Source organism: Pseudideonella sakaiensis (assembly GCF_048320135.1).
GTDB classification, from domain to species: Bacteria; Pseudomonadota; Gammaproteobacteria; order Burkholderiales; family Burkholderiaceae_C; genus Ideonella_A; species Ideonella_A sakaiensis_A.
The window spans coordinates 5,419,794-5,443,997 of the sequence record NZ_CP182947.1 but is presented as its reverse complement, the minus strand read 5'-3'; the positions used below and the strand labels follow the sequence as shown (position 1 = coordinate 5,443,997).

The following is a 24,204-nucleotide window of genomic DNA, read 5'->3' as shown; positions in this document are numbered from 1 at the left end:
GCGGCGACAATCCGCAGCCGTTCGAATCAATCCACACGCCAAGATGAGCCTCGCCGCCACCACCTTCAAGATCCATCGCTGGCTCGGCTGGCTGGTCGGCATCCAGGTGATGATCTGGGTCACCGGCGGACTGGTTTTTTCGCTGCTGCCCTTCAAGGCCTGGGTCAAGGGCGGCGACACCGTGCAGCCGCCGGCGGTGACGCTGCCGGCAGGCTGGGTCGAGCGGGCGGCGCCGGCATTGCATGCGGCCGCGCAGCGCGGCGAGGTCGCCGCAGTGGCGGCGGTCGCGACACCGCAAGGGCCGGCGCTTCGCCTGAGCTACCGCGGCGGGCCGAAACCGGAGATCGTGCCGACCGATGGCGAGGCCTGGACTCCGCCCGACGAGGCTGCCGTGCAGCGGTTTGCCAGCGCCTTGTACAAGGGGTCGGGCACGGTCAGCGCGGTCGAGCGGATTGCCGAGTTGCCGAAGCGGCTCGGCATCGTCGACGAGACAGCCGGCCGGCGCGACCTCTGGCGGGTGCGCTTCGACGATGCGCTGGCCACCCGCATCTACCTCGATGGCCGAACCGGCGAATTCCTGACCTCGCGCAACGAAGCCTGGGTCTGGTACGACTTCTTCTGGCGGCTGCACATCATGGACTATGCCGGTGGCGAGGATTTCAACGGCACGCTGCTGCGCATCGCATCGGTCACCGCCTGGGGCCTGGTCGCCGCCGGCGCGGTGCTCGCGGTGCTGGCCTTGCGGCGACGCTGGCGGGTGCGCAGGCACCGCCCTCCAGCCGCAGCAAACTGACGCGATCAGGCCTGCCCGAGCACCAGCGCGCTGCCCTTTTCGCCGATCATGATCGCCGCCGCATTGGTGTTGGTCGACACCATCGTCGGCATCACCGATGCGTCGATCACGCGCAGCCCGTCGATGCCGCGCACACGAAGCTCCGGGTCGACGACCGAGCGCTGGTCGCCGCCCATCCGGCAGGTGCTGGTCGGATGGAAAACGGTGCCGCCCTTCTGGCGCGCAAATGCCTCGAGCTCGGCGTCACTGCGAACCTCGTCGCCAGGCATGTACTCACCGTCGGCAAGCAGATCGCGGAATGCCGGCTGGCGATAGATCTCGCGCAGCATCTTCAGGCCTTCGACCAGCACCTTGATGTCGTGCGGATCGGTCAGGTAGTTGGCGACGATTCGCGGCGGCTGCAGCGGGTCCGGCGAGGCAATCGACACGCTGCCGCGCGAGCGCGGCCGGCACTGCGTGGCAGAGGCCGAAAAGCCCGAGAAGCCGTGCAGCGGATCGCCCGGCTTGTCGACCGACAGCGGCATCACGTTGAACAGCACGTCCGGCCGGTCGCCGGTGGCGAGTGTGCTGCAGACCATGCCGCCGACCTGCCCGGCGCCGACCGTCAGCGGGCCGCGCTGGCCGAACAGCCATTGCGCACCCATCTTGGCCAGTCCGATCGGACTGCGCACCTGGTCGTTCAGCGACCAGCGGCGGTTCAGGCGGACGATGACGCGCGCCTGGTAATGATCCTGCAGATTCGCCCCGACTTCGGGCGCGTCGACCTGCACCGGAATGCCATGGCGGCTCAGCAATTCGGCCGGGCCGATTCCCGACAGCTGCAGCAGCTGCGGCGACTGCAGCGCGCCGGCCGCGAGCAGCACCTCGCGATCGGCGTGGGCGCGTTGCAACTGGCCGCCGCTCGTCCATTCGACGCCGACCGCCCTGCCACGCTCGATCAGCACCCGGGTGACCTGCGCCCCGGTGGCAACGACGAGGTTCGGCCGCGAGCGCACCGGCGCCAGGAAGGCGGTCGCTGCATCGCAGCGCCAGCGACCACGCAGCGTCAGCTGGTAGGAACCCAGCCCTTCGGTGCGTTCGCCGTTGAAATCGGGATTGCGCCCGTGACCGGCCTGCACGCCGGCTTCGACCCATGCGGCGCAGCAGGGATGGTCGTTGCGCAACTCGGATACGCAGAGCTCGCCCTGGTCGCCGTGGTAGAGGCTGGCGCCGCCTTCGTAGCGCTCGGACTTCCTGAACCAAGGCAGCAGTTCGCGCGCGCTCCAGCCGGTCGCTCCGTGGGCCGCCCAGTCGTCGAAGTCGGCATGCTGGCCGCGGATGTAGAGCAGCCCGTTGATCGCGCTCGAGCCGCCGAGCACCTTGCCACGCGGCCAGGCGATCTGCCGGTTGCCGGTCTGCGCCTGTGGCTCGAGCGGAAACTGCCACGAAAAGCGCGGGTCGTAGATGGTGCGGAAATAACCGATCGGCAGGCGCAGCCAGAAATTGCCGCCCTCCCCGCCGGCCTCGAGCAGCAGCACGCGGCATTGCGGATCGGCGCTGAGCCGGTTTGCCAGCACACAGCCGGCCGAACCGGCTCCGACGATGATGTAGTCGTAACCGGTTGCCGACATGGTCACCGGCGCAGCCCGCTCGTGGCTCCCGCAGAAACGCTGCCGCGGCTCACCCCTTCACCGTCTCCAGGAACAGCTTGGCGTCGAAATACTGTTCGGCCTTCAGCGCATTCTGGATATTGGCATTGGCGACGAAGAAATCGGTCACCTGCTGCAGCCACTTGTTGACGGTGCCGTCCTGGTAGCGGGTGCGCCAGTCGGCGTTCGAATAATATTTCGACGCCTTGAACTGCTCCTTGAAATCGGGCAGCGGCACTTCCTTGTACTGCGTCTTCTGCAGCATCTCGGCCGATTCGTCCGGTTTGCCGACGATCTGCGCATTCGCTTCGGCCCAGCCGGCGATCAGCTTGGTCAGCACCGGCCGGTTCTTGTCGAAATAGTCGTTGCGCGCTGCCCAGCCGCCCATGATCGCCGCCTCGGGGAAAAAAGCCGACGCATCGACCAGCTTGCGTGCGCCCGGCACCTTCTGCCGGATGATCGAATCGAACGGCACCCACAAGGCGACGGCCGGCACCGCGCCGGAGATGAACGAGGTCACCGCCTCGGTCATCCGCTGGTTGACGAGCTGCACGTCCTTCGCCGGATCCAGGTTGGCCGAGCGCAGCGCGCGGTCGAGGAAGACGTGCGCGGTGGTGCCGGTCGTCGTCGAGATCTGCTTGCCCTTCAGGTCGGCAATGCTTTTCACCGAATCGTCGCGCACCCACAGCTGGGCGGTTGCGTATTCGATGTTGTTCATCAGAAAGGCCTTGCCCTGCCCGCGCGCCGGGAAGTTCGACAACACCGCGCCGGTCGACAGCATGTCGAGGCTGCCGCCGATCATCGCCTGGAACAGCTCGAGCCCGGTCGTGAAGCGGATCAGTTCGAGGTCCAGCCCCTGCTTGCCGAAGCTGCCCATCTGCTCGCCGATGAAGATGTGGCTGTCGACTGCCGGCGTATGCAGATAGCCGACCTTGACCTTGGTGCGGGCCTGCGCGATCGCCGGAAAACCGGTGATCGCTCCGAGCGTCGCGACGGCGCCTGCCTTGATCAGATCTCTGCGTTGCATTGTCATGGTCGTCTCCTCGTGGGTCAAAAGATCGGGTTGCTGTCGAACCCGTCGTCGCCGCCGCGGTCAATCACCGATGCGGACGGTCTGCCTGGACTGCGCTGCATATTCCTGCATCACCAACTCGTGTACCTGCGACCTGAGTTCGGCGAAGCGCGGATCCTCGTGAACGTTTTCGGCCCGTGGATAACCGAACGGGATGTCGATGATCGTGCGGATGCACGCCGGCCGCGCGGTCACGACGATGATGCGCGACGACAAATAGATCGCTTCCTCGACCGAGTGGGTGATCAGCATCACCGTCTTGCCCTCGCTTTGCAGCACCTCGAGCAGCAGGTCCTGCATCGCCGACCGGGTCTGCGCATCGAGCGCGCCGAACGGCTCGTCCATCAGCAGGAACTGCGGCCGCACTGCGTAGGCGCGGGCAATCGCCAGCCGTTGCCGCATGCCGCCGGACAGGTGTTTCGGAAAGTGGTTCGCGAAATCGGTGAGCCCCATCAGCTTCATGTAGCGCTCGGCAATCGCCGCGCGGTCGCCCGCGATCGCCTTGTTCGCATCGAGCTTCAGACCGAACTCGATGTTCTGCCGCACCGTCAGCCATGGGAAGACGCCGTATTCCTGGAAGATCACGCCACGGTCCGGGCCCGGTCCTGCGATCGGCTTGCCGTCGAGCAGCACCCGGCCCTCGGTCGGCTGGACAAACCCGCCGACGATGTTCATCAGCGTCGTCTTGCCACAACCCGACGGGCCGATGATCGAGACGAACTCGCCATCGCGGATGTCGAACGAGACATGGTCGAGCACCCGCATCTTGCCGTGCGGCGTCGGAAATTCGACCGAGACATCGTCGAAGGCGATGCGCACCGGTGCCTGCTCGGCGGTGTTTGTCTGCACGTCGCTCATGCGATGCGGTCCTGCCAGGCCACCAGGCGGCGGGTTGCCGCGCGCAGCGCCAAGTCCATCAGCAAGGCGATCAGGCCGATGCAGATGATGCCGACATAAATGATGTCGAGCTGGAAGAACGACGAGGCATCCTGGATCAAGGCGCCCAGGCCCTGCTGCGCGGCAATCAGTTCGGAGGCCACCAGCGTGGCCCAAGCGACGCCGAGCGCAACCCGAACCGCGGTCAGGATGTGCGGGATCGTCAACGGGATGATGACCTTGCCGAAAATCTCCAGGTCGCTGGCGCCGAGCGTGCGCGAGACCTTGATGAAGATCGGGCTGATCTGCGCAATGCCTTCGTACATCACGATCACGCCGGCGAAGAACGATGCATAAAAGAGGATCACCGTCTTCGCGACCTCGCCGATGCCGAAATAGACGATCACCAGCGGGATCAGCGCGATCGGCGGCAGCGCCCGGAAGAAATTGATCACCGGATCGATGAAGGTTCGCAGGCCCTTGTACCAGCCGAGACAGAAACCCACCGGCACCGCCGCCGCAACACCGAGCGTGACGCCGATGAAAACCCGCTGGGTCGACATGTAGATGTCCTGCCAGAGCCGGCCTTCTGCGAGTTCGAGGGCCTTCGCGAATACCAGGTGCGGCGCCGGCACCAGCGCCGGATTGACCAGGCCGCTGGCCCGCAGCCCATACCAGAAGCCGACGATCAGCAACCAGGGTGCAATGATCAGTGCGGTGCGCTTCAGCGTCGAGGAGGAAGTCTGCATGAGCGGAGCGAGGCGCGTGCGGTCGGTTTCCGGGAGGGTCGAGGATCGTCTTGCGTGTCGAATGAGTTAATCGTACTATAGACCATACCTTTAAAACAATCCATGGCCAGCAGTTTTCTCGACAGTCCGGTACCGCGCTATTTCCAGTTGGCCGACCTGTTCCGGCAGCGCATCGCCCGCGGAACCTGGCCGGTCGGGCACCGCCTGCCTTCACTCGAGGAGCTGACGGTGGAATTCGACCTGGCGCGGGTCACCGTGCGGCAGGCGATCGAACTGCTGGCCCGCGAAGGGCTCGTCTCGCGCCAGCAGGGCCGCGGCACCTTCGTCACCAGCAGGCCGGGCCGCGACCGCTTCATCAGTGTCGTCGGCAGCCTTGCCGAACTGGCGCGCGGCTACGAAGACACGCAGCCGAAGATCATGAACATCGACGAGGATGTCGGTTCGCCGCCGCTGGCCGAAGGTGAAGGTGCGCCGGCACCGCGTTATGCCTTCATGCGGCGCCTCCATTTCCGCGACGGCCACGCCTTCTGCGTGATCAATATCTACCTCGATGAACGGATCTTCCGCAAGGCGCCGGAAAAATTCCGCAGCCGGACCGTGATCCCGATCCTGACCTCGATGAAGGACATCAAGATCGCAAAGGCCAGCCAGGTGCTGACGATCGGCACCGCCGACATGGAGGTGGCGAAGCTGCTTGAACTGCAGATCGGCGCGCCGGTGGCCGAAGTTCGCCGCATCTTCACCGATACCGACAACACGGTGATCTATCTCGCGGAGGTGACCTACCGCGGTGATGCCATCCACGTCGAAATGGACCTGAAACCGTGAACCCTCTGCCGACACCAACAATCCGCCCCGCCCGCGCCGAGGCTTTCGTTTTCCGCTGCCCGATCGCGACGCCGGTGCAGACCTCGTTCGGCACGATGCACGATCGACCGGCCGTCTTCGTGCGTGTAGAGGACGAAGACGGCGCGGTCGGCTGGGGCGAGATCTGGTGCAATTTCCCGGCCTGCGGCGCCGAACACCGCGCCCGGCTGCTGCGCACGGTGCTCGCCCCGCTGCTGACCGGACACGGTTTTGCCGGACCCCGCGCCGCATTCGATTTTCTCAGCAGCAAGACCGCGGTGCTGGCGATCCAGTCCGGCGAACCCGGCCCGATTGCCCAGGTGATTGCCGGCATCGACCAGGCGCTGTGGGACCTCAGCGCACGTCGCGCCGGCGTGCCGCTGTGGCAGTTGCTCGGCGGAAAAGACGACACGGTGGCGGTCTACGCCAGCGGCCTCAACCCGGACCGCCCGCAGGTCCTCGCTGCGCAACGCCGCGACGATGGCCATCGCGCTTTCAAGCTGAAGGTCGGTTTTGGCGCCGAGCGCGATCTGGCCAACCTGCGTGCGCTGCGCGACCTGCTCGGCAACGCGACCCCACTGATGGTCGATGCCAACCAGGGATGGACCGTCGACCAGGCCTGCGAGATCGCGCCGCGACTGGCCGATTTCGACCTTGGCTGGCTCGAGGAGCCGCTGCGGGCCGATCAGCCGTGGCAGCAATGGCGGCAGCTGGCCGCCGCAACGCCGATCCCGTTGGCGGCCGGCGAGAACCTGCTCGGTGAGCAGGCATTCGAGCGGGCAATCGACGATTCACCGCTGTCGGTGCTGCAACCCGACATCGCAAAGTGGGGCGGCATCTCGGCCTGCTGGCCGCTGATCGAACGGGCGCGCGGCGCCGGCTTGCGTTATTGCCCGCATTTCCTCGGCGGCGGCATCGGCCTGCTCGCGTCGGCTCATCTGCTGGCGGCGGTCGGCGGCGACGGCATGCTGGAGATCGACGCGAACCCCAATCCGCTGCGCAGCCTGCTGTCCGGCGGACTGACCAGCATCAGCGAGGGCCAATCACGGCTCGGCACGCTGCCCGGCCTCGGCCTTGCCCCCGACCTCGACATGCTGGCCGAATTTGCCGTCGCCTGACGGCGTTGCATGCGCGCGTCGCAGTGGCTGCGACGCGCGCGCCAATCACATCTGATCGATCATCACCTGCCCGAAGCCCGAGCAGGAGACCTGCGTCGCACCGTCCATCAGTCGGGCGAAGTCGTAGGTCACGTGTTTGCTGGCGATCGCCTTCTCCATTGCCAGCAGGATCAGGTCGGCCGCCTCGGTCCAGCCCATGTGGCGCAGCATCATCTCGGCCGACAGGATTTCCGAGCCCGGGTTGACATAGTCCTTGCCGGCATATTTCGGCGCGGTGCCATGGGTCGCCTCGAAGCAGGCGACCGAATCCGACATGTTCGCGCCGGGCGCGATGCCGATGCCGCCGACCTGCGCGGCGAGTGCATCGGAGATGTAGTCGCCGTTCAGGTTCAGCGTCGCGATCACCGAATATTCGGCCGGCCGCAGCAGGATCTGCTGCAGGAAGGCGTCGGCGATCGAATCCTTGACGATGATCTCGCGGCCGGTCTTAGGATTCTTGAACTTGCACCACGGGCCACCGTCGATCGGCTCGGCGCCGAATTCGCGCTGCGCGAGCTGGTAGCCCCAGTCCCGGAAGCCACCCTCGGTGAACTTCATGATGTTGCCCTTGTGCACCAGCGTCACGCTCGGCTTGTCGTTGGCGACCGCATACTGGATCGCCTTGCGTACCAGGCGCTCGGTGCCTTCGCGCGAGACCGGCTTGATGCCGATGCCCGAGGTATTCGGGAAGCGGATCTTCTTGACCCCCATCTCGTCCTGCAGGAACTTGATCAGCTTCTTCGCCTTGTCGCTTTCGGCCTCGTATTCGATGCCGGCATAGATGTCTTCCGAGTTCTCGCGGAAGATCACCATGTCGACCTTCTCCGGTGCCTTCAGCGGCGACGGCACGCCCTTGAAATACTGCACCGGGCGCAGGCAGACATAGAGGTCGAGTTCCTGCCGCAACGCGACGTTCAGCGAGCGGATGCCGCCGCCGACCGGCGTCGTCAGCGGGCCCTTGATCGAGACGACAAATTCACGCAGGATCTGCAGCGTCTCTTCGGGCAGCCAGACGTCGGGCCCATACACCTTGGTCGCCTTCTCGCCGGCATAGATTTCCATCCAGGCGATCTTGCGCTTGCCGCCATAGGCCTTTGCCACCGCCGCATCGACGACCTTCAGCATCACCGGCGTGATGTCCATGCCGGTGCCGTCGCCTTCGATGAACGGGATGATCGGCTGGTCGGGAACGGTCAACGAATAGTCCGCAGCGACGGTGATCTTCTGGCCGGATTCAGGCACTTTGGCATGCTGGTACATGGACGGGCTCCGCTGTTTGAATGGCGGCAAGCATAGCCGCCTGACGAGCCGACAATTTTATGTCGTCGCGCAGAAGGCATCGACGAGCGGATGCAAGGCGCCATGCCACAAGGCCCACATCGCGCCGATCGTCAGCAGGCCACCGGCAAGACGGGTCGCCTGTTTCGGTCCGAAGCGTTCGGCATTGGCGCCTGCGACACGCTCAGCGCCGCGACTCGGCAGCCAGCGCGTCAATACGAGCCACAAGCTCGGACCGACCCACAGGCTGAGGCCCGAGCCGACGGCAAAACTCGCCATCACCATTGCGCCGTCGAGTGCACTCGAGCCGAGTGCGGCGGTCAGCAGCGCAGCGTGCAGAAGCCCGCAGGGCAGCGCGACCCAGCCGAGCCCGACCAGCCCCGCCCGCCAGGCCGGGCTTGCCGCTTCCGGCAGTGCCGACGCCAGCGATGCAGAACCCCCGCGACCGCGCAGCGCGGCGCCGGCCGGCAGGCTGATCACCGCCGATGCCAGCGAGCGCCCGTCCGCTCGTTGCGGCGTGACGTCGGCGGCCGGCGCGGTCAGCGGCGCGGCCAGCCAGGCCGGTGCGCGACCCTGCCACGACATCCACAGGCCGAGCGCCAGCGCGGCGACGTGCAGCATCAGCCACCAGGGCCGCAGCCAGGCCAGTTCGCTGCCCCATTGCGCGAGCAGGCCGACACTGCTGGCGACCGCCGCGCCGGCAGCCGAATAGGCGACTGCCCGCCCGAGCTGCCAGGCGAGCAGCGCCCGCCGTGGCCGCCGACCGCCGCAACGGCCGGCGACGGCCGAACAGGCGGCGCCGCACATCGCCAGGCAATGCGGCCCGCCGACCAGGCCCATCAGCAGCGCACTCGACGACAAACCGAGATTGATCGCGGTATCGATCATCGGCGTTTGCCGCGCGGCAGCCGGCCGAAAACATGCCGCATCGTCAGACGATCCGCGAGAACTGCGCGCGCAGCCGGTCCGCCTGCGCGTAGCGATCGAACACCATCGCGATCGCGCGCACCAGGTACCAGCCGATGTCGGTGACTTCGACCGCCTCATCGTCGACGATCACCAGGCCGAGTGCCTGCAGCGGTTCGAGCCGCTTCAATTCGCTGGCGAAATAGGCTTGGGCATCGATCAGGTTGGCCTGCGAGATCTCCTCGAAGCCGATCCGGCCCTGGCACATCAGCGACATGATCACCGCCCGCCGCAACACATCGTCGCGGCTCAGGATCAGGCCGCGGCCGACCGGGAACTGGCCCTGCGCCAGCGCGTCGTAATACTCCGGCAGCGTTTTTGCGTTCTGGCTGTAACTCGCACCGACACTGCCGATCGCCGATACGCCGAGGCCGATCAGATCGCATTCGGGGCGCGTGCTGTAGCCCTGGAAATTGCGGTGCAGCAATCCTTGCCGCTTCGCCACTGCGAGACTGTCGGACGGCAATGCGAAATGGTCCATGCCGACATACTGGTAGCCGGCGGCGGTGAAGCCTTCGATCGCGGTCGCGAGCATCTGCAACCGGGTTTGTCCGGACGGCAGCTGCGCATCGTCGATGCGTCGTTGCGGCTTGAAGCGCTGCGGCAGGTGGGCATAACCATACAGCGCGATCCGGTCCGGCCGCATCTGGCTGACGCTGGCGACGGTGCGCTGAACCGAAGCAACGCTCTGCAGCGGCAGGCCGTAGATCAGGTCGACATTGGTCGAGACCATGCCGAGCGAACGTGCCTCGTCGAGCAGCGCCCTCACCGTCTGCTCGGGCTGAACACGATGGACCGCGCGCTGCACCTGCGGATCGACATCCTGCACGCCGAGACTGATGCGGTTGAAACCGAGCGCGGCGAGCCGGCGCAGCCGTTCCGGATCGACGGTGCGCGGATCGATCTCGACCGCGATCTCGGCATTCGGCAACAGCTTGAACGAAGCGCGCAGCAACTCGAGCAGGCGCGCCAGTTCATCGTCGGACAGAAAGGTCGGCGTGCCGCCGCCGAAATGCAGCTGCGACACCGGCTGGCCATGCCCGAGTTGCTCGACATGCAGCGCCACTTCCTTCGCCAATGCATCGAGGTAGGGGCCGGCCCGGTCGTGGTGGCGGGTCACGATCTTGTTGCAGGCGCAGTAGTAGCAGACCGATTCGCAGAACGGAATGTGCAGATAGACCGACAGCGGCAATGCGCCCTGGCCGGCAAACACGCCTTGCGCCCTCGCCCACAAGGCCCGCCGGTAATCGACGGCAGTGAACGCCTCGACAAAACGGTCGGCGGTCGGATACGAGGTATAGCGCGGACCGGCGCGGTCCATCTGGCGCAGCACTTCGGGATCGGGCAGCGGCATCGTGCGCAGTTTTTCGCGGGGCAGGTGAACGACATTCATCGTGTTTGCACTGTGCGCCAGCGACCGCTCCGACGGCTTGACCTGAATCAAGCAGGGGTGCGCCGGGCCGGCAGCAAACGCAGGGTTTGCACAACAGCAGCAAAAACCCGTTTCGTCGATAATTGGTCATGCAATCCGTTATTCCCGTCCGGGCCGACACGGTCAAGGCAGCCTGCTCGAACTGCAACCTGCGCGAGCTCTGCCTGCCGATCGGTCTTTCTGCGGACGAACTCGAGGAACTCGACCGCCTGGTCGCGAACCGGCGCGCGGTGGCCCGCGGCGACGCGCTGTTCCACAGCGGTGAGCCGTTCACCTCGCTGTACGCGGTGCGGACCGGTTTTTTCAAGACCTGTGTCGGTTCGGAAGACGGCCGCGAGCAGGTCACCGGCTTCCAGATGGCCGGCGAATTGCTCGGCCTCGACGGCATCAGCCTCGACCAGCATGCCTGCGATGCGATCGCGCTGGAGGATTCGCTGGTCTGCGTGATCCCGTTCCAGGAGCTCGAGGTGTTGTCGGTGCGCTTCCCCGACCTGCAACGCCAGTTCCACAAGATCATGAGCCGCGAGATCGTCCGCGACCAGGGCGTGATGCTGCTGCTCGGCAGCATGCGGGCCGAGGAGCGCCTCGCCGCATTCATCCTGAACCTGACCCAGCGGCTGCATTCGCGCGGTTTTTCGTCGACTTCGCTGGTCTTGCGGATGACACGCGAGGAAATCGGCAGCTACCTCGGGCTGAAGCTCGAGACGGTCAGCCGCAGCTTCTCGAAATTCAACGAAGACGGCCTGCTCGAGGTCAAGCAGCGGCAGATCCGCGTGCTCGACGAGGAAGGCCTGCGCGCAATCGTCAACAGCGGCAGCTGCGACTGACTGACGGCAGGCTCGGTCTTCAGTGGCTGCGTGGCGCCGCGCGACCAGCCGGACCGGCTCGGCGGTTCTCGCCATCGCGCAACATCATCGCGGTCAGCGCCCCGGAGACGCTGATCACCGCCCAGACGATCAGGAAGGTCGCGCTGTAGACCGCAAGCGTCGACCAGCCGAGCGCCGGACCGCCGAACCAGCGCAATTCGGCCGGATCGACGACGACGAAGATCAGCGCATCGAGCACGCCGGCGAGCAGGAAAGCCGGCCACAACACCGCCATCGCGAGCCGGCGTGCCGAACCCGGTTCGATCTGCTCGCTGGTTGCGAGCTGCCCTGACCCGCTGGCGGCTGACCTCTCAGTCACGTGGTTCTGCCGTGTGGTTGCGCGCCCGCAGCGCCGGCGCGAGTGGATCCCGCGGGTCGGCCGCAGCGGCGACGTCGTCGCCGGCGCGGCCGACGACCAGACCGCTGCCGGCGTCGACGATCACCGGATCGATGTAGCGCCAGGCAATCACCGCGGTCAGCAGGCTGGCGATCACCACCGCCAGCGGCCCGGCAATCACGACCCAGACCATCGGCACGCGCCACCAGCGCAGCGCGTCGATGGCGGCCATTTCAGCCGCGCGCGAGTCGTTCGGCACGACCGCTTGCGGCCGCAATGGCGTAGAGATCGAGGGCGGGTTCATTACGTACTCCGGGTTTGTGGCGGGTTGATTGCTCGCATGGTGGTGTCGTGGCGCGAATGTCAGTGAACAGAGATTCATCGCGGCACGACGAAGGTCGACTTTTCGCTGAGGCCGATCGAGCGGCCCATTCGGTCAACCGAACTGACCTCGAAGCTCATCGCGTGAGCGCCGGCACCCAGCTGCGCTGCGGCGTGCTGCGGCAGCCTGACATTGACGGCAACCCAGCGGGCTTCGGCTGCCGGCAGGTCGACCGTGCGCACCGGATCGGGCGCGAGCTGCATGCCCGCCGGGCCGGCGACCGAAATCAGATACCGCTGCGGCTGTTCGGTCGCATTCATCAACTGCAGGCGGTAGACATTCTCGAGCTGGCCGTTCTCGACCTCGCGGGCCAGCGAGGCGCGATCCCTGACGACGTCGACACGGAACGGCGTGCGCTGCATCAGGCTGCCGACGAAGGCGCCGGTGATCAGCAGCAGAATCAGGCTGTAGACCAGCACCCGCGGGCGCAGCACACGGCGCAGGACCAGCGCCTTGCTCCAGCCATTGTCGAGGCCGTTCTGCGTTGCATAACGGATCAGCCCGCGCGGATACGACATCTTGTCCATCACGCCATTGCAGACGTCGATGCAGGCGGCGCAGCCGATGCATTCGTACTGCAGGCCGTTGCGGATGTCGATGCCGGTCGGGCAGACCTGCACGCACAGCCCGCAGTCGATGCAATCGCCCTTGCCCTTACCCGCCAGCTCACCGTGCTTCAGCGAGCGCGGGCGCGAACCGCGTGGATCGCCACGCGCGCCGTCGTAGCTGATGATCAGCGTGTCCTTGTCGAACATCGCACTCTGGAAACGTGCATACGGGCACATGTACTTGCAGACCTGCTCGCGCATGTAGCCGGCGTTGCCATAGGTCGCGAAGCCGTAGAACAGCACCCAGAACCATTCCCACGGACCGAGCCCGAACTGCAGCGCAGACGCGCCGAGTTCGCGGATCGGCGTGAAATAGCCGACGAAGGTAAAACCGGTCCATAAACCGATCGCGATCCAGACCGCCTGCTTGGCGGACCTGCGCAACAGCTTGTCGGCGGTCCAGGGACCGGCATCGCGTTTCATGCGGGCGATGCGGTCGCCCTCGATGTGCCGCTCGACCCACATGTAGATCTCGGTATAGACCGTCTGTGGGCAGGCGAACCCGCACCACAGCCGGCCGGCGACCGCGGTGAACAGGAACAGCGCATAGGCCGAGATGATCAGCAGCACCGTCAGGTAGATGAAATCCTGCGGATACAGCAGCAGCGGGCCGATATAAAAACGCCGCGCCGCAATGTCGAACAGCACCGCCGGCCGGTCGTTCCAGTTCAGCCACGGCAGCCCGTAGAACAGCAGTTGCGTCGCCCACACCAGCACCCAGCGCCAGCCGGCGAACCAGCCGCTGACCGATCGCGCGTAGATCGTCGGCTGCTTCGCATACAGCGAAACCATCTCGCCGGTTGCGTCGACCGCCGTGATCGGGATCGTCCGGCCTGCCGATTCGCTCATTGGCTGGCGACCACCGTGCCGCGTCGCGACAGGCTCCAGACATAGCCGGCAAGAACATGGATCTGCTCGGCGGTCAGCCGACCGGACTGAGCCGGCATCACATTGGTCTTGCCCTGGTTGACGATGCGAACGATCGCGTCCTCACCCCAGCCGTGCAGCCAGATCCTGTCGTTCAGCCGCGGTGCGCCCAGCGCCTGGTTGCCTTCACCCTGGCTGCCGTGACAGGCGGCGCAGGCAGCGTATTTGCTGCGGCCGATCTGCGCCGACAGCGAGTCGTGCGGGCTGCCCGAGAGGCTCAGCACATGGTTGGCCAGATGGCGCACATCTTCGGCATTGCCGACCGCAGCGGCCATCGGCGGCATCATGCCCTGCCGGCCGAGCGTGATCGACTGGACGATGTTTTCCAGACTGCCGCCGTACAACCAGTCGCCATCGGCCAGGTTCGGAAAGCCCCTGCTGCCGCGCGCGTCCGACCCATGGCAGGTCGAGCAGTTGTTGATGAACAATCGCTCGCCGATGCCCATCGCCTGCGTATCCTTCGACAAGGCCTCGGCATCCATCGCGACAAAGCGCGCATACAGCGGCTGCATCTTCTCGTTGGCCCGCGCCTGCTCGGCTTCGTACTGGCCGGCGCTGCTCCAGTTCAAGGTTCCGCTCGCGCTGCCCAGGCCCGGGTAGAAGGTCAGGTAGGCGATCGCGAACAGCACCGTCAGGATGAACAGGCCGACCCACCAGCGCGGCAGCGGGTTGTTCAGTTCGATCAGGTCCTCGTCCCAGACGTGGCCGGTGGAGTTGTCGTCGGCCATCTTCCTGCGCCGGCTCGCCACCAGCAGCAGCCACAGGCAGGCAATCAGGCCGATGATGGTCAAGGCCGCGACCGCGATCGACCAGCCCGGGGAAGTGAAATCACTCATCGCGCGACTCCGTCGAGGTCTTCGCGCCTGTGCGCTGTTCGCCGGCAAACGGCAGTTGCGCGGCTTCGGCAAAGCCGGCCTTGTTGCGCCGGGACAGCGCCCAGACGACGATCGCGACAAAGCTGACGAACGACACCAGCGTGACCGCCGCGCGCAGGTAATTGATGTCCAGACCTGACATGGCCTTCTCCTATTTGATCGAGGTACCGAGCACCTGCAGGTAGGCGATCAGCGCTTCGCTTTCGTTCTTGCCCTTGACCGCGGCCTCGGCTTCGGCGATTTCCGCATCGGTATACGGTGCGCCGAGCGTGCGCAAGCCCGCCATCCGGGTCGCGACGTCGCTGGCGTCGACGGCGGTTTTCTCGAGCCACGGATAAGCCGGCATGTTCGACTCCGGCACCAGGTCACGCGGCTGGATCAGGTGGATGCGATGCCACTCGTCGCTGTATTTGCCGCCGACCCTGTGCAGGTCGGGACCGGTGCGCTTGCTGCCCCACTGGAACGGGCGGTCGTAGACGAATTCGCCGGCGACCGAATAGTGGCCATAACGCAGCGTCTCGGCGCGGAACGGCCGGATCATCTGCGAGTGGCAGTTGTAGCAACCCTCGCGGACATAGATGTCGCGGCCGACGACCTGCAACGCGGTATACGGCTTCAGGCCGGGCACCGGCTCGGTCAGGCTGCGCTGGAAGAAGAGCGGCACGATCTCGACCAGGCCACCGACTGCAACGACGACGACGATCAGCGCGATCATCAGCCAGTTGGTGGTCTCGATCTTCTCGTGCGAGAAGCCCTTTTTTTCTGCGGAGTCGTGTGAACTCATTTGTCGATTCCTTGCGGTCAGGCGCGGGCGGTGGCCAGCGGCGTCGGGATCAGGGCAGCGACCGGGCGGCCGCCACGTGCAGTCATCACGACGTTCCAGGCCATCAGCACCATGCCGCCGAGATAAAGCAGGCCTCCGACCAGCCGGACGACGTAGAACGGGAACGAGGCCTTGACGCTCTCGACGAAGCTGTAGACCAGCGTGCCGTCGGGATTGATCGCACGCCACATCAGCCCCTGCATCACGCCGGCAATCCACATTGCGGCGATATAGAGCACGACGCCGATGGTTGCGATCCAGAAGTGCGTCTCGATCGCCCGCACGCTGTACATCCTGGTCTGGCCGTACATCCGCGGCACCAGGTAATACAAGGTTCCCATCGAGATGAAACCGACCCAGCCGAGCGCGCCCGAGTGCACATGGCCGATCGTCCAGTCGGTGTAGTGGCTGAGCGCGTTGACGGTCTTGATCGACATCATCGGTCCCTCGAAGGTGCTCATGCCGTAGAACGACAGGCTGACGATCAGGAACTTCAGGATCGGGTCGTCACGCAGCTTGTGCCAGGCGCCGCTCAGCGTCATGATGCCGTTGATCATGCCGCCCCAACTCGGCGCCAGCAGCACCAGCGAGAACACCATGCCGACGCTTTGTGCCCAGTCGGGCAGCGCGGTGTAGTGCAGGTGGTGCGGGCCGGCCCACATGTAGGTGAAGATCAGCGCCCAGAAGTGGACGATCGACAACCGGTAGCTGTAGACCGGGCGCTCGGCCTGCTTCGGAATGAAGTAATACATCATCCCGAGGAAGCCGGCGGTCAGGAAGAAGCCGACCGCGTTGTGGCCATACCACCACTGCACCATCGCATCCTGCACGCCGGCATAGGCCGAATAACTCTTCATCAGGCCGACCGGCAGTGCCGCGCTGTTGACGATGTGCAGCAGCGCCACGGTCAGGATGAAAGCGCCGAAAAACCAGTTCGCGACATAGACGTGGCGCACCTTGCGCACGCCGATGGTGCCGAAGAAGACGACCGCATAGGCGACCCAGACAACGGCGATCAGCAGGTCGATCGGCCACTCGAGTTCGGCATATTCCTTCGCCTGCGTGAAGCCCAGCGGCAGGCTGATCACCGCAGCGACGATCACCGCCTGCCAGCCCCAGAACGTGAAGCTTGCGAGCTTGCCGAGGAACAGCGGCACCTGGCAGGTGCGCTGCACGACGTAATAGCTGCTGGCAAACAACGCACAGCCGCCGAAGGCGAAGATCACCGCATTGGTGTGCAACGGGCGCAACCTGCCGAAGCTCAGCCACGGCACGCCGAAATTCAGTTCGGGCCACGTCATCTGCGCGGCGATCACGACGCCGACCAGCATGCCGACCACACCCCAGACGATCGCGGCGATCGTGAACTGACGCACGACGACGTCGTTGTAGACGGGGCCTGAAGAGGCGGCCGCCGCGCTTGCTGTTCTCATTCGTTTTGCTCCCACTGTTTGTCCGGCCTGATGACCGGCGCCCAGTGTCAGCGCAGGCCTGGTGGTGGCGTTTGATCCCGATCAAGCGGCTTGCCATCAGCCTCGAAGATCCGCTCGCCCTCACGTTCGAGATCGTCGAACTGGCCCGAAAAAACGGCCCATGCAAAGACGATGATGATCAGCAGCACCAGTACCACCGACAACGGAATCAGCAGGAAGAGGACGTCCATCGTGTCGGCCGCTTGCGATCAGCTGGCCGCGCCGAGTGTTTCGGCAGCAGGCATCACGCTGCGCTTGGGCAGCGTGCGTGCAGGCGCTGCAACGTGATCGAGCGATCGCTGCGACGATGCCGGCAGACGCCCCGCCCGCAGTGCATTCAGCGCCACCAGCAGTGAACTGCCGGCCATGCCGGCGCCTGCCGCCCACGGTGGCAGAAAACCGGCCAGCGCAAGCGGAATGCAGGTGAGGTTGTAGGCCAGTGCCCAGCCGAGGTTCTGCCGGATCACATGGCGTGCACGCAAAGCGATCTGCCGCGCATCATCGATTGCGCCGAGCCGCGCCGACAACAGCACCGCGTCCGACTGCAGCTGGCTGAGCTGCGAACCATGGCCGAGCGCGATCGACACATCGGCCTTCGCAAGCACCGGCGCGTCGTTCAGGCCGTCGCCGATCATCAGGACGCGCCGACCCTGCGCCTGCAGCGCATCGAGCAGCGCCAGCTTGTCGTGCGGCCGCAGACCGCCACGGGCATCGCTGATGCCGAGCCGGTCCGCCAGGTGCGCGACGCGACCTGGCTGGTCGCCCGATGCAATCAGCAGCTGCAGCCCGCGCGATTGCAGCAGCCGCACCGTCTCGATCGCGCCGTCGCGCAAGGTCTCGGCGAGTTCGAAGCGGATCGCCGGCGCACCGAGCGGTCCGAATGCAACACTCGTCGACCGATCATCAATCGACCGATGTCCTGCGTCGACTTTCACACTGGATGCGGCGGCGACCCATTGTTCACGGCCGAGTCGGAAGATGCGCCCGCCTTCATCACGCGCCTGCACGCCTTCACCAGCCAACTCCTCGATGTCGGTCCAGGCGATCGCGGCACGACCCTCGCCGGATGCCGCGGCGGCATCAACCAGCGCCCGCGACGCCGGGTGCGAACTCCATGCGGCAAGCGATGCGGCTGCGCCGAGCAGATCGTCACCGCATTCGCCAACGCCCGCGGCCGGCAGGCAATGACCGACGATGCGCAGGCGGTCGTCGGTCAGGGTTCCGGTCTTGTCGAAGACGATGGTGTCGATCGTCGCGAGTTGCTCGAGTGTGCCGAGCCGACGCGGCAGCAGGCCGACCTTCGTCAATGCGCCGCCGGCAGCCAGCAGCACCGATGGCGTTGCCAGCGACAACGCACACGGACAGGTGACGATCAGCACCGACACCGCAACCCAGACGACCCGTGACGGATCGATCATCGACCAAACCAGCGCCGCCGCCGCAGCCAGCAGCAGCACCAGCCACAGGAACGGTGCGGCAAGCCGGTCGACGGCCCGCATCGCCTGCGGCCGCTCGCTTGCGGCCTGCCTCATCAGCGCGATCACCGCATCGTGCCGTGTATCGGCACCGACCCGCTCGACCTCGATCAGCACCGGTGCGCGCAGGTTGATGCTGCCGGCCAGCACCTCATCGCCGGCCTGCTTCGCAACGGCGGCCGACTCGCCGCTGAGCAGCGATTCGTCGGCCTGCGTGCGACCGTCGCGCACGCGCCCATCGGCCGGGAACAGCTGGCCGGCGAGCACCTTCACGCGGTCACCGATGGCCAGCCGCGCCGGATGCACGAATTCGCCGCTACCGTCTGCGGCAAGCCGCTCGACCCGATCGGGCAGCTGCACCGCCCCGCCTTCGAGCGCCAGCGCGGCCTGATGGCGCGCCCGCAATTCGAGCGATCGTGCACCGAGCAGCAGGAAGACGAACATCGTCACCGAGTCGTAATACACCTCGTGGCCGAAGATTCCGCCCGGATCGAAGGTCGCGCCGGAACTGGCGATGAAGGCGATCAGCAGGCCGAGCACAACCGGCACGTCCATCGCAATGCGGCACCGGCGCACACTTTGCCAGGCACCGGCAAACAAGGGCCGCGCCGAGAACAGCAGCACCGGCAGCGTCAGCAGCCAGCCGGCCCAGTGCAGCAGCCGCAACTGGTCGGCCGGCAACTCACCGGCCTTGGCCAGATAAACCGGCGTCGCATACATCATCACCTGCATCATGCAGAAACCGGCGACGAACAAGCGCCAGCAGGCCTGCCGCGATTCACGCAGCCGCAGCTGCCGCGCCGGCGCGGCGAGATCGGGTGCGGCATCGTAGCCGATGGCACGCACCGCAGCGATCAGCCTCGACGGCCTGGTCAGCGAGGGCTGCCACACCACCTCGGCTCGCGCGCTCGCGGCATTGACCTTCGCGTCGACGACGCCTGGCACCGCCCGCAACGCGGCCTCGATGCCGCCGGCGCAGGCGGCGCAATAGATGCCAGAAATCTGCAGCTGCGAGGTCGCCAGCTGCTGACCATCGGCGGCTTGCTGCCAGTGCGTATAACGCGCAAGCTCGACCGGATCGTCGATCGCCGAAACGGCATCGCCAGCCAATCCGCCTGTCGGTTCGTCGGCAGCAATGCGGTGCAGCGGGGCGTGAGGTGGCGGGGAAGACATCGGGAAGGAAGGGGTTGCGGCCATGCCGCCGCAGCACGGCAGCGCCGCGACCGTCGATAATCTAGCCAGTACCGGCCCGACACCCCATGACACAGATCAACTCATTTGCATCGATCGCCGCGGTGCGCGCAGCCGCACTGGCCATGGCGTTGCTGTTCGCGTCGCATGCGCAGGCCCAGGGCGTGCCGCAACGGCTGCCGACGGTGCAGCTGAACGCCGGCATCCACGTGATGAACGCGATGGTTGCGGCGTCGCCGGAAGAACGCAGCACCGGCCTGATGTTCCGCACCGAGATGGGCGCCAACGAAGGCATGCTGTTCATCTTCGACGCGCCGGCGCAGCAGTGTTTCTGGATGCGCAATACACCGCTGCCACTGTCTGCCGCCTTCATCGCCGACGACGGCAGCATCGTCAACATCGAGGACATGAAACCGCAGACGCTCGATTCGCACTGCTCGAGCAAACCGGTGCGTTTCGTGCTCGAGATGCACCAGGGCTGGTTTGCCAAGCGTGGCCTGAAGGCCGGCAGCAAAATCAGCGGAGCGCCGTTCGGCCGTCAGTGAGCGACGGCCGCGCAGGCCGCCGGTAGCGCTGCCGTCAGGCGCAAGCCACTCGACGCTGGGCGAGGAAAAAGCGCAGCATCTCGGCCGACGCATCCGGGCCGTTGCCATCGGTGTAGGAGCCGTTCGCACTGCCGCCCGACCAGGCATGGCCTGCACCGTGCAGCGTCCAGTGCTCGATGTGCGGGCGGCCACTGTCGTCGTTGTACACGGTGCGCGTATGGCGCCGGCCGCCGGCGCCGGCAGCCTGCGCCTTGCTGGCTTTGAGCGGCGGTCGATCAGGATGGGCGCGATGCACCGCTTCGGCCTGCATCACGATCTGGCTGCCATTGCTGTGCCGGACGGTGTGGTCGCGGTCGCCGTGGAAGACGATTGTCGGCACCGCCTGTGTGATGCGCGTCGGCGGCGCGGCTGCGCCGCCGGCATGGGGCTTCAGTGCCGGCATGCCGCTGCGCCCGCCTTTCATCGCTGCCATCGCCGACGCGATGTCGTGCGCGCTGCCATAGGGCAGCCCCGAATGGGCGCCGACCGCGGCGAAAAGATCGGGATGGGTCTCGCCGAGGATCACCGCCATTGCGGCGCCGGCAGACAGGCCGGCGACATACATTGCGCCGCGGTCGACATCGTGCCGCGCCGCGACCTCGCGAACCAGCCCTGCCAGCAGCGCCGGTTCACCACGGTCGCGCTGCTGGTCATCGCGGTTGAACCAGTTCCAGCAACGTGACGGATTGGCCTGCGCGCTCTGCTCCGGGTAGACGACGAAAAAACCGTGCCGCTCGGCCAGCTCGTTCATCCTTGTACCGGCCGCAAAATCCTCGGCGCTCTGCGTGCAGCCGTGCAGCATCACCAGCAGCGGACGTGGCCCCTCGCCGCCTGTCGCGGGGATATAGAGCCGATACGACCGTGCGCCGGCATGGTTGCTGAAATGCTGCATCGTGAACGAACCGGCAGCGGACGATCGACGCCCGGCTGCTTCGGGCGGCGCATCGGGCTGCCGGTCGACGACATGCGCCGTGACATCGATGATGTCGGCGTCGGCTGGCGGCGCAGCTGCAGCGGCCGAACCCGCCGAGCCGAGCGCATTGCGGATCGTCTCGGTGACAGCGCGCATCGGACCACTGCGGGTGTCGATGCCGGCGTCGGCCAGCGCGCGCTCGATCGTTGCATTGACAGCACTGGCATCGAAGCCAGGCAACGAAGAGCGCGTCGCGAAAAATGGTTTCATCAGGTCCTTCGGGTTGGTTCTGGAGGTCATTGGATGCGGCCGGCCAGCGCGCGGCGTACCGCCGGGCTGGCCTGGAATGCGCCGAGCACGGTCACCGATTCGATGGCTTCAAGCGCAAGCTCGGGCGTCACGTCGTCGGCGATGCGGGCCAGACCGACCACTTGCACCTGCAGACGCTCGCCGGCAGCGACGACGCGTTCGAGATCCGCGCGGGCCAGATGCTGCAGCCCAACCGTCAACATGCGGCGGGCAACCGTCTGCTTCAGCACATCGGCGTGTTGCGCCAGCTGGTTGCGCAGCGCGGTGCGGATCAGGTCGGAGCGGTTCGAATAAAAGCCTTCCTGCACCAGCAGGTCGACCTGGCCGAGGTCGACGACGCCGACATTGACCGTCATCTTTTCGGTTTCGCCGGCACGTGGCCGTGGCTCGATCTGGTTGGAAGCGATCATGTACTCCAATTGGAATCTATCTGGAATCCAATTAGAACATGCTTTGGCTTGCAACGGATGTCCTCTCGACAAACAGGCGAAAAAAAGCCGGCTGATGCCGGCTTGTCTGCGGTGCAGCGGCGCCAGGCGCCGCCGCTGCGATCACGATCGATCAGGCGAAATTCTTCTCCGCGAATTCCCAGTTGACCAGCGAGGTCAGGAAGGTCTCGACCCACTTCGGACGCAGGTTGCGGTAGTCGATGTAGTAGGCATGCTCCCAGACGTCGATCGTCAGCAGCGGCGTGTCACCGGTCGTCAGCGGCGTGCCGGCAGCACCCATGTTGACGATGTCGACGCTGCCGTCGGACTTCTTCACCAGCCAGGTCCAGCCGGAGCCGAAATTGCCGACCGCGCTCTTCGTGAACGCTTCCTTGAACGCGGCGTGGCTGCCGAATTTCGCATTGATCGCGTCGGCCAGCTTGCCCTTCGGCTCGCCGCCGCCGGACGGCTTCATGCAGTTCCAGAAAAACGTGTGGTTCCAGATCTGGGCAGCATTGTTGTAGATGCCCCCGCTGGATTTCTTGACGATGGCCTCGAGGTCCATCGACTCGAACTCGGTGCCCTTCTGCAGGTTGTTCAGGTTCACCACATAGGCGTTGTGATGCTTGCCGTGGTGGTACTCCAGCGTTTCCTTGCTGAGATGGGGCGCCAGGGCATCGATCGCATAAGGCAGCGGCGGCAGGGTATGTTCCATGGTCATCCTTTTCCAGTGTTGCAAGTGTTGTTGAAGCCGATCCGGCGGGCAGCGCAGACCACGCGTCGGACCGTTCTGTTCGGCGATTGTAGGCAGCCGCTTCGCTGACGAGTGATTGGCCACCACCTGCGGCGCGGTCAATGCGGCGGCGCCCCAGGTTCGGTCGATGTTACCTGCACCTTCGCTTTGCCGTCGTGCAGCACGGCCGCCAGTTCGTCGCCGGCGGCGAGCGAAGCGACCGAGGTCACCGCCTTGCCGTCGCGGTCGCTGATCCATGCATAGCCGCGGCTCAGCACCCGAGCCGGATCGAGCGCCCCGAGCCCGCCGGCGAGCCGCTGCAGCCGCTGGTCATGAGCCGCCAGGTCGGTGCCGATCGCGACGCGCAAGCGCTCGAACTGCCGCTCGCTGCGTTGCCGCTGGGCATCGATCAGGCGCTGGCCTGAGCCGGCAAGCCGCGAGGCCAGCGCATCGAGGCGCCGGCTCTGGCGATGCACCGCATCGGACGGCCGGGTCAGCCGCAATGACAGCCGGTCGAGCCGTTGCGCATGGCCATCGAGCAGCTGCTGCAGGCGCCGCCGCGAACGGCCGGCAAGCCCGTCGAGCGCAAGCAGGCAATCGCTGGTCGCGGGCACCGCCAGTTCGGCCGCTGCGGTCGGCGTCGGCGCCCGCAGATCGGCGGCAAAGTCGCACAGGCTGACGTCGGTTTCATGGCCGACGCCGCAGATCACCGGCAGCGTGCACGCGGCGACCGCACGCACCAGCCGCTCGTCGTTGAAGGCCCACAAGTCCTCCAGCGATCCGCCGCCTCGGCACAGCAGCAGCAGGTCGATTTCGTTACGCTGTTCGGCCTGCTGCAGCGCGGCGATCAGTGCCGCCGGCGCCTCGCTGCCCTGCACCGGGCTCGGGTAGACGACCAGCTCGACATGCGGCGCCCGGCGGCGAAACGAACTGACGACATCGTGCAGCGCGGCACCGCCCAGCGAACTGACGATGCCGACCCGCCGTGCAAACCGCGGCAGCGGCCGCTTGCGCGCCGGGTCGAACAGCCCTTCCGCCTCGAGCTTGGCCTTCAGCCGCAGAAACTGCTCGAACAAGGCCCCTTCGCCGGCCGGCTGCATCGCCTCGACGATGAACTGCAGTTCGCCACGCGGCTCGTAGACCGCAAGCCGGCCGCGCAGCGTCACCAGCTGGCCATTGCGCGGCGCAAAATCGAGCAGGCCGGCGGCGCGGCGGAACATCGCGCAGCGCAGCAGCGCATCGCCGCCGTCGACATCCTTGAGGCTGAAGTAGCAATGTCCGCTGGCGGCGCGCGACCAGCTCGAAATCTCGCCGCGCACCGTGCAGACGGCAAACCGGGCGGCCAGCGCATCGGCCACCGCATGCACCAGCGCAGCGACCGTCCAGACCTGCCGACCAAGCAAAGACGGGGCATTCAGGGCATCAACCATGCGCAAATCCAGCATTGGCGCCACTCGAGAACTCCACAACCGCGCCAATCCATG

25 protein-coding genes are annotated in these 24,204 nt (G+C 66.1%); 5 read left to right on the top strand and 20 right to left on the bottom strand.

Annotation, left to right across the window (positions count from 1 at the left end; all coding sequences use genetic code 11):
* Positions 1 to 43 precede the first annotated feature (43 nt).
* Positions 44 to 793 (top strand): hypothetical protein, encoded by a 750-nt coding sequence (locus ACNH6H_RS24890; protein WP_418320955.1) that lies wholly within the window; start codon positions 44 to 46, stop codon positions 791 to 793.
* A gap of 5 nt (positions 794 to 798) precedes the next feature.
* Here ACNH6H_RS24890 and ACNH6H_RS24885 read toward each other — a convergent pair whose 3' ends face one another.
* Genes ACNH6H_RS24885 through ACNH6H_RS24870 form a run of 4 tightly spaced genes read right to left on the bottom strand, consistent with a single transcriptional unit; the run spans position 799 to position 5,118 of the window.
* Entirely contained in the window at positions 799 to 2,403 is a 1,605-nt protein-coding gene (locus tag ACNH6H_RS24885; protein WP_418321486.1) for a GMC family oxidoreductase, read from the bottom strand.
* Positions 2,404 to 2,452: 49 nt separating this feature from the next.
* Positions 2,453 to 3,454, bottom strand: a complete 1,002-nt coding sequence (locus ACNH6H_RS24880; RefSeq protein WP_418320954.1) for an ABC transporter substrate-binding protein — start codon at positions 3,452 to 3,454, stop codon at positions 2,453 to 2,455.
* 60 nt (positions 3,455 to 3,514) lie between these two features.
* Complete coding sequence (locus ACNH6H_RS24875) at positions 3,515 to 4,351, bottom strand: ABC transporter ATP-binding protein (RefSeq protein ID WP_418320953.1); 837 nt, start codon at positions 4,349 to 4,351, stop codon at positions 3,515 to 3,517.
* Complete coding sequence (locus ACNH6H_RS24870; protein WP_418320952.1) at positions 4,348 to 5,118, bottom strand: ABC transporter permease; 771 nt, start codon at positions 5,116 to 5,118, stop codon at positions 4,348 to 4,350. Before ACNH6H_RS24870 ends, ACNH6H_RS24875 begins: the two co-directional genes overlap by 4 nt.
* A gap of 102 nt (positions 5,119 to 5,220) precedes the next feature.
* On the opposite strand from ACNH6H_RS24870, the gene ACNH6H_RS24865 reads away from it, so the two are divergent.
* Together ACNH6H_RS24865 and ACNH6H_RS24860 are read left to right on the top strand one after the other, a co-directional pair.
* On the top strand, positions 5,221 to 5,946 hold the full coding sequence (locus ACNH6H_RS24865; protein WP_418320951.1) for a GntR family transcriptional regulator: 726 nt from the start codon (positions 5,221 to 5,223) through the stop codon (positions 5,944 to 5,946).
* Positions 5,943 to 7,082, top strand: a complete 1,140-nt coding sequence (locus tag ACNH6H_RS24860) for a mandelate racemase/muconate lactonizing enzyme family protein (RefSeq protein WP_418320950.1) — start codon at positions 5,943 to 5,945, stop codon at positions 7,080 to 7,082. The genes ACNH6H_RS24865 and ACNH6H_RS24860 overlap by 4 nt, the downstream gene beginning before the upstream one ends.
* A gap of 45 nt (positions 7,083 to 7,127) precedes the next feature.
* On the opposite strand, the gene icd is transcribed toward ACNH6H_RS24860, so the two are convergent.
* From icd to hemN, 3 genes are read right to left on the bottom strand one after another with little or no spacing between them, the layout of a single operon-like run.
* Positions 7,128 to 8,381 carry an NADP-dependent isocitrate dehydrogenase gene (gene icd / locus ACNH6H_RS24855; RefSeq protein ID WP_418320949.1) on the bottom strand — a complete coding sequence of 418 codons (1,254 nt, stop codon included), beginning with the start codon at positions 8,379 to 8,381 and terminating at the stop codon, positions 7,128 to 7,130.
* Between the two features lie 57 nt (positions 8,382 to 8,438).
* On the bottom strand, positions 8,439 to 9,287 hold the full coding sequence (locus ACNH6H_RS24850; RefSeq protein WP_418320948.1) for a sulfite exporter TauE/SafE family protein: 849 nt from the start codon (positions 9,285 to 9,287) through the stop codon (positions 8,439 to 8,441).
* 43 nt (positions 9,288 to 9,330) lie between these two features.
* On the bottom strand, positions 9,331 to 10,719 hold the full coding sequence (hemN, locus tag ACNH6H_RS24845; RefSeq protein ID WP_418321485.1) for an oxygen-independent coproporphyrinogen III oxidase: 1,389 nt from the start codon (positions 10,717 to 10,719) through the stop codon (positions 9,331 to 9,333).
* A gap of 167 nt (positions 10,720 to 10,886) precedes the next feature.
* Between hemN and fnr the strand changes: the two genes are divergently transcribed.
* Positions 10,887 to 11,624 carry a fumarate/nitrate reduction transcriptional regulator Fnr gene (gene fnr / locus ACNH6H_RS24840; RefSeq protein WP_418320947.1) on the top strand — a complete coding sequence of 246 codons (738 nt, stop codon included), beginning with the start codon at positions 10,887 to 10,889 and terminating at the stop codon, positions 11,622 to 11,624.
* Between the two features lie 19 nt (positions 11,625 to 11,643).
* On the opposite strand, the gene ACNH6H_RS24835 is transcribed toward fnr, so the two are convergent.
* From ACNH6H_RS24835 to ACNH6H_RS24795, 9 genes are all read right to left on the bottom strand, one after another.
* Positions 11,644 to 11,982 carry a hypothetical protein gene (locus tag ACNH6H_RS24835; RefSeq protein ID WP_418320946.1) on the bottom strand — a complete coding sequence of 113 codons (339 nt, stop codon included), beginning with the start codon at positions 11,980 to 11,982 and terminating at the stop codon, positions 11,644 to 11,646.
* Positions 11,975 to 12,304 carry a nitrogen fixation protein FixH gene (locus ACNH6H_RS24830; RefSeq protein WP_418320945.1) on the bottom strand — a complete coding sequence of 110 codons (330 nt, stop codon included), beginning with the start codon at positions 12,302 to 12,304 and terminating at the stop codon, positions 11,975 to 11,977. Before ACNH6H_RS24830 ends, ACNH6H_RS24835 begins: the two co-directional genes overlap by 8 nt.
* A 74-nt stretch (positions 12,305 to 12,378) precedes the next feature.
* Positions 12,379 to 13,839 carry a cytochrome c oxidase accessory protein CcoG gene (gene ccoG / locus ACNH6H_RS24825; RefSeq protein WP_418320944.1) on the bottom strand — a complete coding sequence of 487 codons (1,461 nt, stop codon included), beginning with the start codon at positions 13,837 to 13,839 and terminating at the stop codon, positions 12,379 to 12,381.
* Positions 13,836 to 14,753 (bottom strand): cytochrome-c oxidase, cbb3-type subunit III, encoded by a 918-nt coding sequence (gene ccoP, locus ACNH6H_RS24820; protein WP_418320943.1) that lies wholly within the window; start codon positions 14,751 to 14,753, stop codon positions 13,836 to 13,838. Before ccoP ends, ccoG begins: the two co-directional genes overlap by 4 nt.
* Positions 14,746 to 14,934, bottom strand: a complete 189-nt coding sequence (locus ACNH6H_RS24815) for a cbb3-type cytochrome oxidase subunit 3 (RefSeq protein WP_418320942.1) — start codon at positions 14,932 to 14,934, stop codon at positions 14,746 to 14,748. Before ACNH6H_RS24815 ends, ccoP begins: the two co-directional genes overlap by 8 nt.
* A 9-nt stretch (positions 14,935 to 14,943) precedes the next feature.
* Positions 14,944 to 15,576, bottom strand: a complete 633-nt coding sequence (gene ccoO / locus ACNH6H_RS24810; protein ID WP_418320941.1) for a cytochrome-c oxidase, cbb3-type subunit II — start codon at positions 15,574 to 15,576, stop codon at positions 14,944 to 14,946.
* 17 nt (positions 15,577 to 15,593) lie between these two features.
* A complete protein-coding gene (gene ccoN / locus ACNH6H_RS24805; RefSeq protein ID WP_418320940.1) occupies positions 15,594 to 17,048 on the bottom strand; it encodes a cytochrome-c oxidase, cbb3-type subunit I in 1,455 nt (484 codons plus the stop codon).
* A 47-nt stretch (positions 17,049 to 17,095) separates the two neighbouring features.
* Positions 17,096 to 17,278 carry a cbb3-type cytochrome oxidase assembly protein CcoS gene (gene ccoS, locus ACNH6H_RS24800; RefSeq protein WP_418320939.1) on the bottom strand — a complete coding sequence of 61 codons (183 nt, stop codon included), beginning with the start codon at positions 17,276 to 17,278 and terminating at the stop codon, positions 17,096 to 17,098.
* An 18-nt stretch (positions 17,279 to 17,296) separates the two neighbouring features.
* Complete coding sequence (locus tag ACNH6H_RS24795; RefSeq protein ID WP_418320938.1) at positions 17,297 to 19,735, bottom strand: heavy metal translocating P-type ATPase; 2,439 nt, start codon at positions 19,733 to 19,735, stop codon at positions 17,297 to 17,299.
* An 86-nt stretch (positions 19,736 to 19,821) separates the two neighbouring features.
* Here ACNH6H_RS24795 and ACNH6H_RS24790 point away from each other — a divergent pair, with 86 nt between their 5' ends.
* A complete protein-coding gene (locus ACNH6H_RS24790; protein ID WP_418320937.1) occupies positions 19,822 to 20,298 on the top strand; it encodes a DUF192 domain-containing protein in 477 nt (158 codons plus the stop codon).
* A 34-nt stretch (positions 20,299 to 20,332) separates the two neighbouring features.
* Here the strand turns inward: ACNH6H_RS24790 and ACNH6H_RS24785 are convergent, their stop codons facing one another.
* From ACNH6H_RS24785 to xseA, 4 genes are all read right to left on the bottom strand, one after another.
* Complete coding sequence (locus tag ACNH6H_RS24785) at positions 20,333 to 21,550, bottom strand: alpha/beta hydrolase family esterase (RefSeq protein ID WP_418320936.1); 1,218 nt, start codon at positions 21,548 to 21,550, stop codon at positions 20,333 to 20,335.
* Entirely contained in the window at positions 21,547 to 21,969 is a 423-nt protein-coding gene (locus ACNH6H_RS24780; protein WP_418320935.1) for a CopG family transcriptional regulator, read from the bottom strand. Before ACNH6H_RS24780 ends, ACNH6H_RS24785 begins: the two co-directional genes overlap by 4 nt.
* A gap of 151 nt (positions 21,970 to 22,120) precedes the next feature.
* On the bottom strand, positions 22,121 to 22,702 hold the full coding sequence (locus ACNH6H_RS24775) for a superoxide dismutase (protein WP_418320934.1): 582 nt from the start codon (positions 22,700 to 22,702) through the stop codon (positions 22,121 to 22,123).
* Between the two features lie 137 nt (positions 22,703 to 22,839).
* Complete coding sequence (gene xseA / locus ACNH6H_RS24770; RefSeq protein WP_418320933.1) at positions 22,840 to 24,150, bottom strand: exodeoxyribonuclease VII large subunit; 1,311 nt, start codon at positions 24,148 to 24,150, stop codon at positions 22,840 to 22,842.
* Between the last annotated feature and the right edge of the window lie 54 nt (positions 24,151 to 24,204).

What these genes read in the sequence shown, in the direction of transcription:
- ACNH6H_RS24890 (WP_418320955.1), top strand. Translation starts at nt 44, where the DNA reads ATGAGCCTCGCCGCCACCACCTTCAAGATCCATCGCTGGCTCGGCTGG.
- ACNH6H_RS24885 (WP_418321486.1), bottom strand. Translation starts at nt 2,403, where the DNA reads ATGTCGGCAACCGGTTACGACTACATCATCGTCGGAGCCGGTTCGGCC.
- ACNH6H_RS24880 (WP_418320954.1), bottom strand. Translation starts at nt 3,454, where the DNA reads ATGACAATGCAACGCAGAGATCTGATCAAGGCAGGCGCCGTCGCGACG.
- ACNH6H_RS24875 (WP_418320953.1), bottom strand. Translation starts at nt 4,351, where the DNA reads ATGAGCGACGTGCAGACAAACACCGCCGAGCAGGCACCGGTGCGCATC.
- ACNH6H_RS24870 (WP_418320952.1), bottom strand. Translation starts at nt 5,118, where the DNA reads ATGCAGACTTCCTCCTCGACGCTGAAGCGCACCGCACTGATCATTGCA.
- ACNH6H_RS24865 (WP_418320951.1), top strand. Translation starts at nt 5,221, where the DNA reads ATGGCCAGCAGTTTTCTCGACAGTCCGGTACCGCGCTATTTCCAGTTG.
- icd (WP_418320949.1), bottom strand. Translation starts at nt 8,381, where the DNA reads ATGTACCAGCATGCCAAAGTGCCTGAATCCGGCCAGAAGATCACCGTC.
- ACNH6H_RS24850 (WP_418320948.1), bottom strand. Translation starts at nt 9,287, where the DNA reads ATGATCGATACCGCGATCAATCTCGGTTTGTCGTCGAGTGCGCTGCTG.
- hemN (WP_418321485.1), bottom strand. Translation starts at nt 10,719, where the DNA reads ATGCCGCTGCCCGATCCCGAAGTGCTGCGCCAGATGGACCGCGCCGGT.
- fnr (WP_418320947.1), top strand. Translation starts at nt 10,887, where the DNA reads ATGCAATCCGTTATTCCCGTCCGGGCCGACACGGTCAAGGCAGCCTGC.
- ACNH6H_RS24830 (WP_418320945.1), bottom strand. Translation starts at nt 12,304, where the DNA reads ATGAACCCGCCCTCGATCTCTACGCCATTGCGGCCGCAAGCGGTCGTG.
- ccoG (WP_418320944.1), bottom strand. Translation starts at nt 13,839, where the DNA reads ATGAGCGAATCGGCAGGCCGGACGATCCCGATCACGGCGGTCGACGCA.
- ccoP (WP_418320943.1), bottom strand. Translation starts at nt 14,753, where the DNA reads ATGAGTGATTTCACTTCCCCGGGCTGGTCGATCGCGGTCGCGGCCTTG.
- ACNH6H_RS24815 (WP_418320942.1), bottom strand. Translation starts at nt 14,934, where the DNA reads ATGTCAGGTCTGGACATCAATTACCTGCGCGCGGCGGTCACGCTGGTG.
- ccoO (WP_418320941.1), bottom strand. Translation starts at nt 15,576, where the DNA reads ATGAGTTCACACGACTCCGCAGAAAAAAAGGGCTTCTCGCACGAGAAG.
- ccoN (WP_418320940.1), bottom strand. Translation starts at nt 17,048, where the DNA reads ATGAGAACAGCAAGCGCGGCGGCCGCCTCTTCAGGCCCCGTCTACAAC.
- ccoS (WP_418320939.1), bottom strand. Translation starts at nt 17,278, where the DNA reads ATGGACGTCCTCTTCCTGCTGATTCCGTTGTCGGTGGTACTGGTGCTG.
- ACNH6H_RS24795 (WP_418320938.1), bottom strand. Translation starts at nt 19,735, where the DNA reads ATGTCTTCCCCGCCACCTCACGCCCCGCTGCACCGCATTGCTGCCGAC.
- ACNH6H_RS24790 (WP_418320937.1), top strand. Translation starts at nt 19,822, where the DNA reads ATGACACAGATCAACTCATTTGCATCGATCGCCGCGGTGCGCGCAGCC.
- ACNH6H_RS24785 (WP_418320936.1), bottom strand. Translation starts at nt 21,550, where the DNA reads ATGACCTCCAGAACCAACCCGAAGGACCTGATGAAACCATTTTTCGCG.
- ACNH6H_RS24780 (WP_418320935.1), bottom strand. Translation starts at nt 21,969, where the DNA reads ATGATCGCTTCCAACCAGATCGAGCCACGGCCACGTGCCGGCGAAACC.
- ACNH6H_RS24775 (WP_418320934.1), bottom strand. Translation starts at nt 22,702, where the DNA reads ATGGAACATACCCTGCCGCCGCTGCCTTATGCGATCGATGCCCTGGCG.
- xseA (WP_418320933.1), bottom strand. Translation starts at nt 24,150, where the DNA reads ATGGTTGATGCCCTGAATGCCCCGTCTTTGCTTGGTCGGCAGGTCTGG.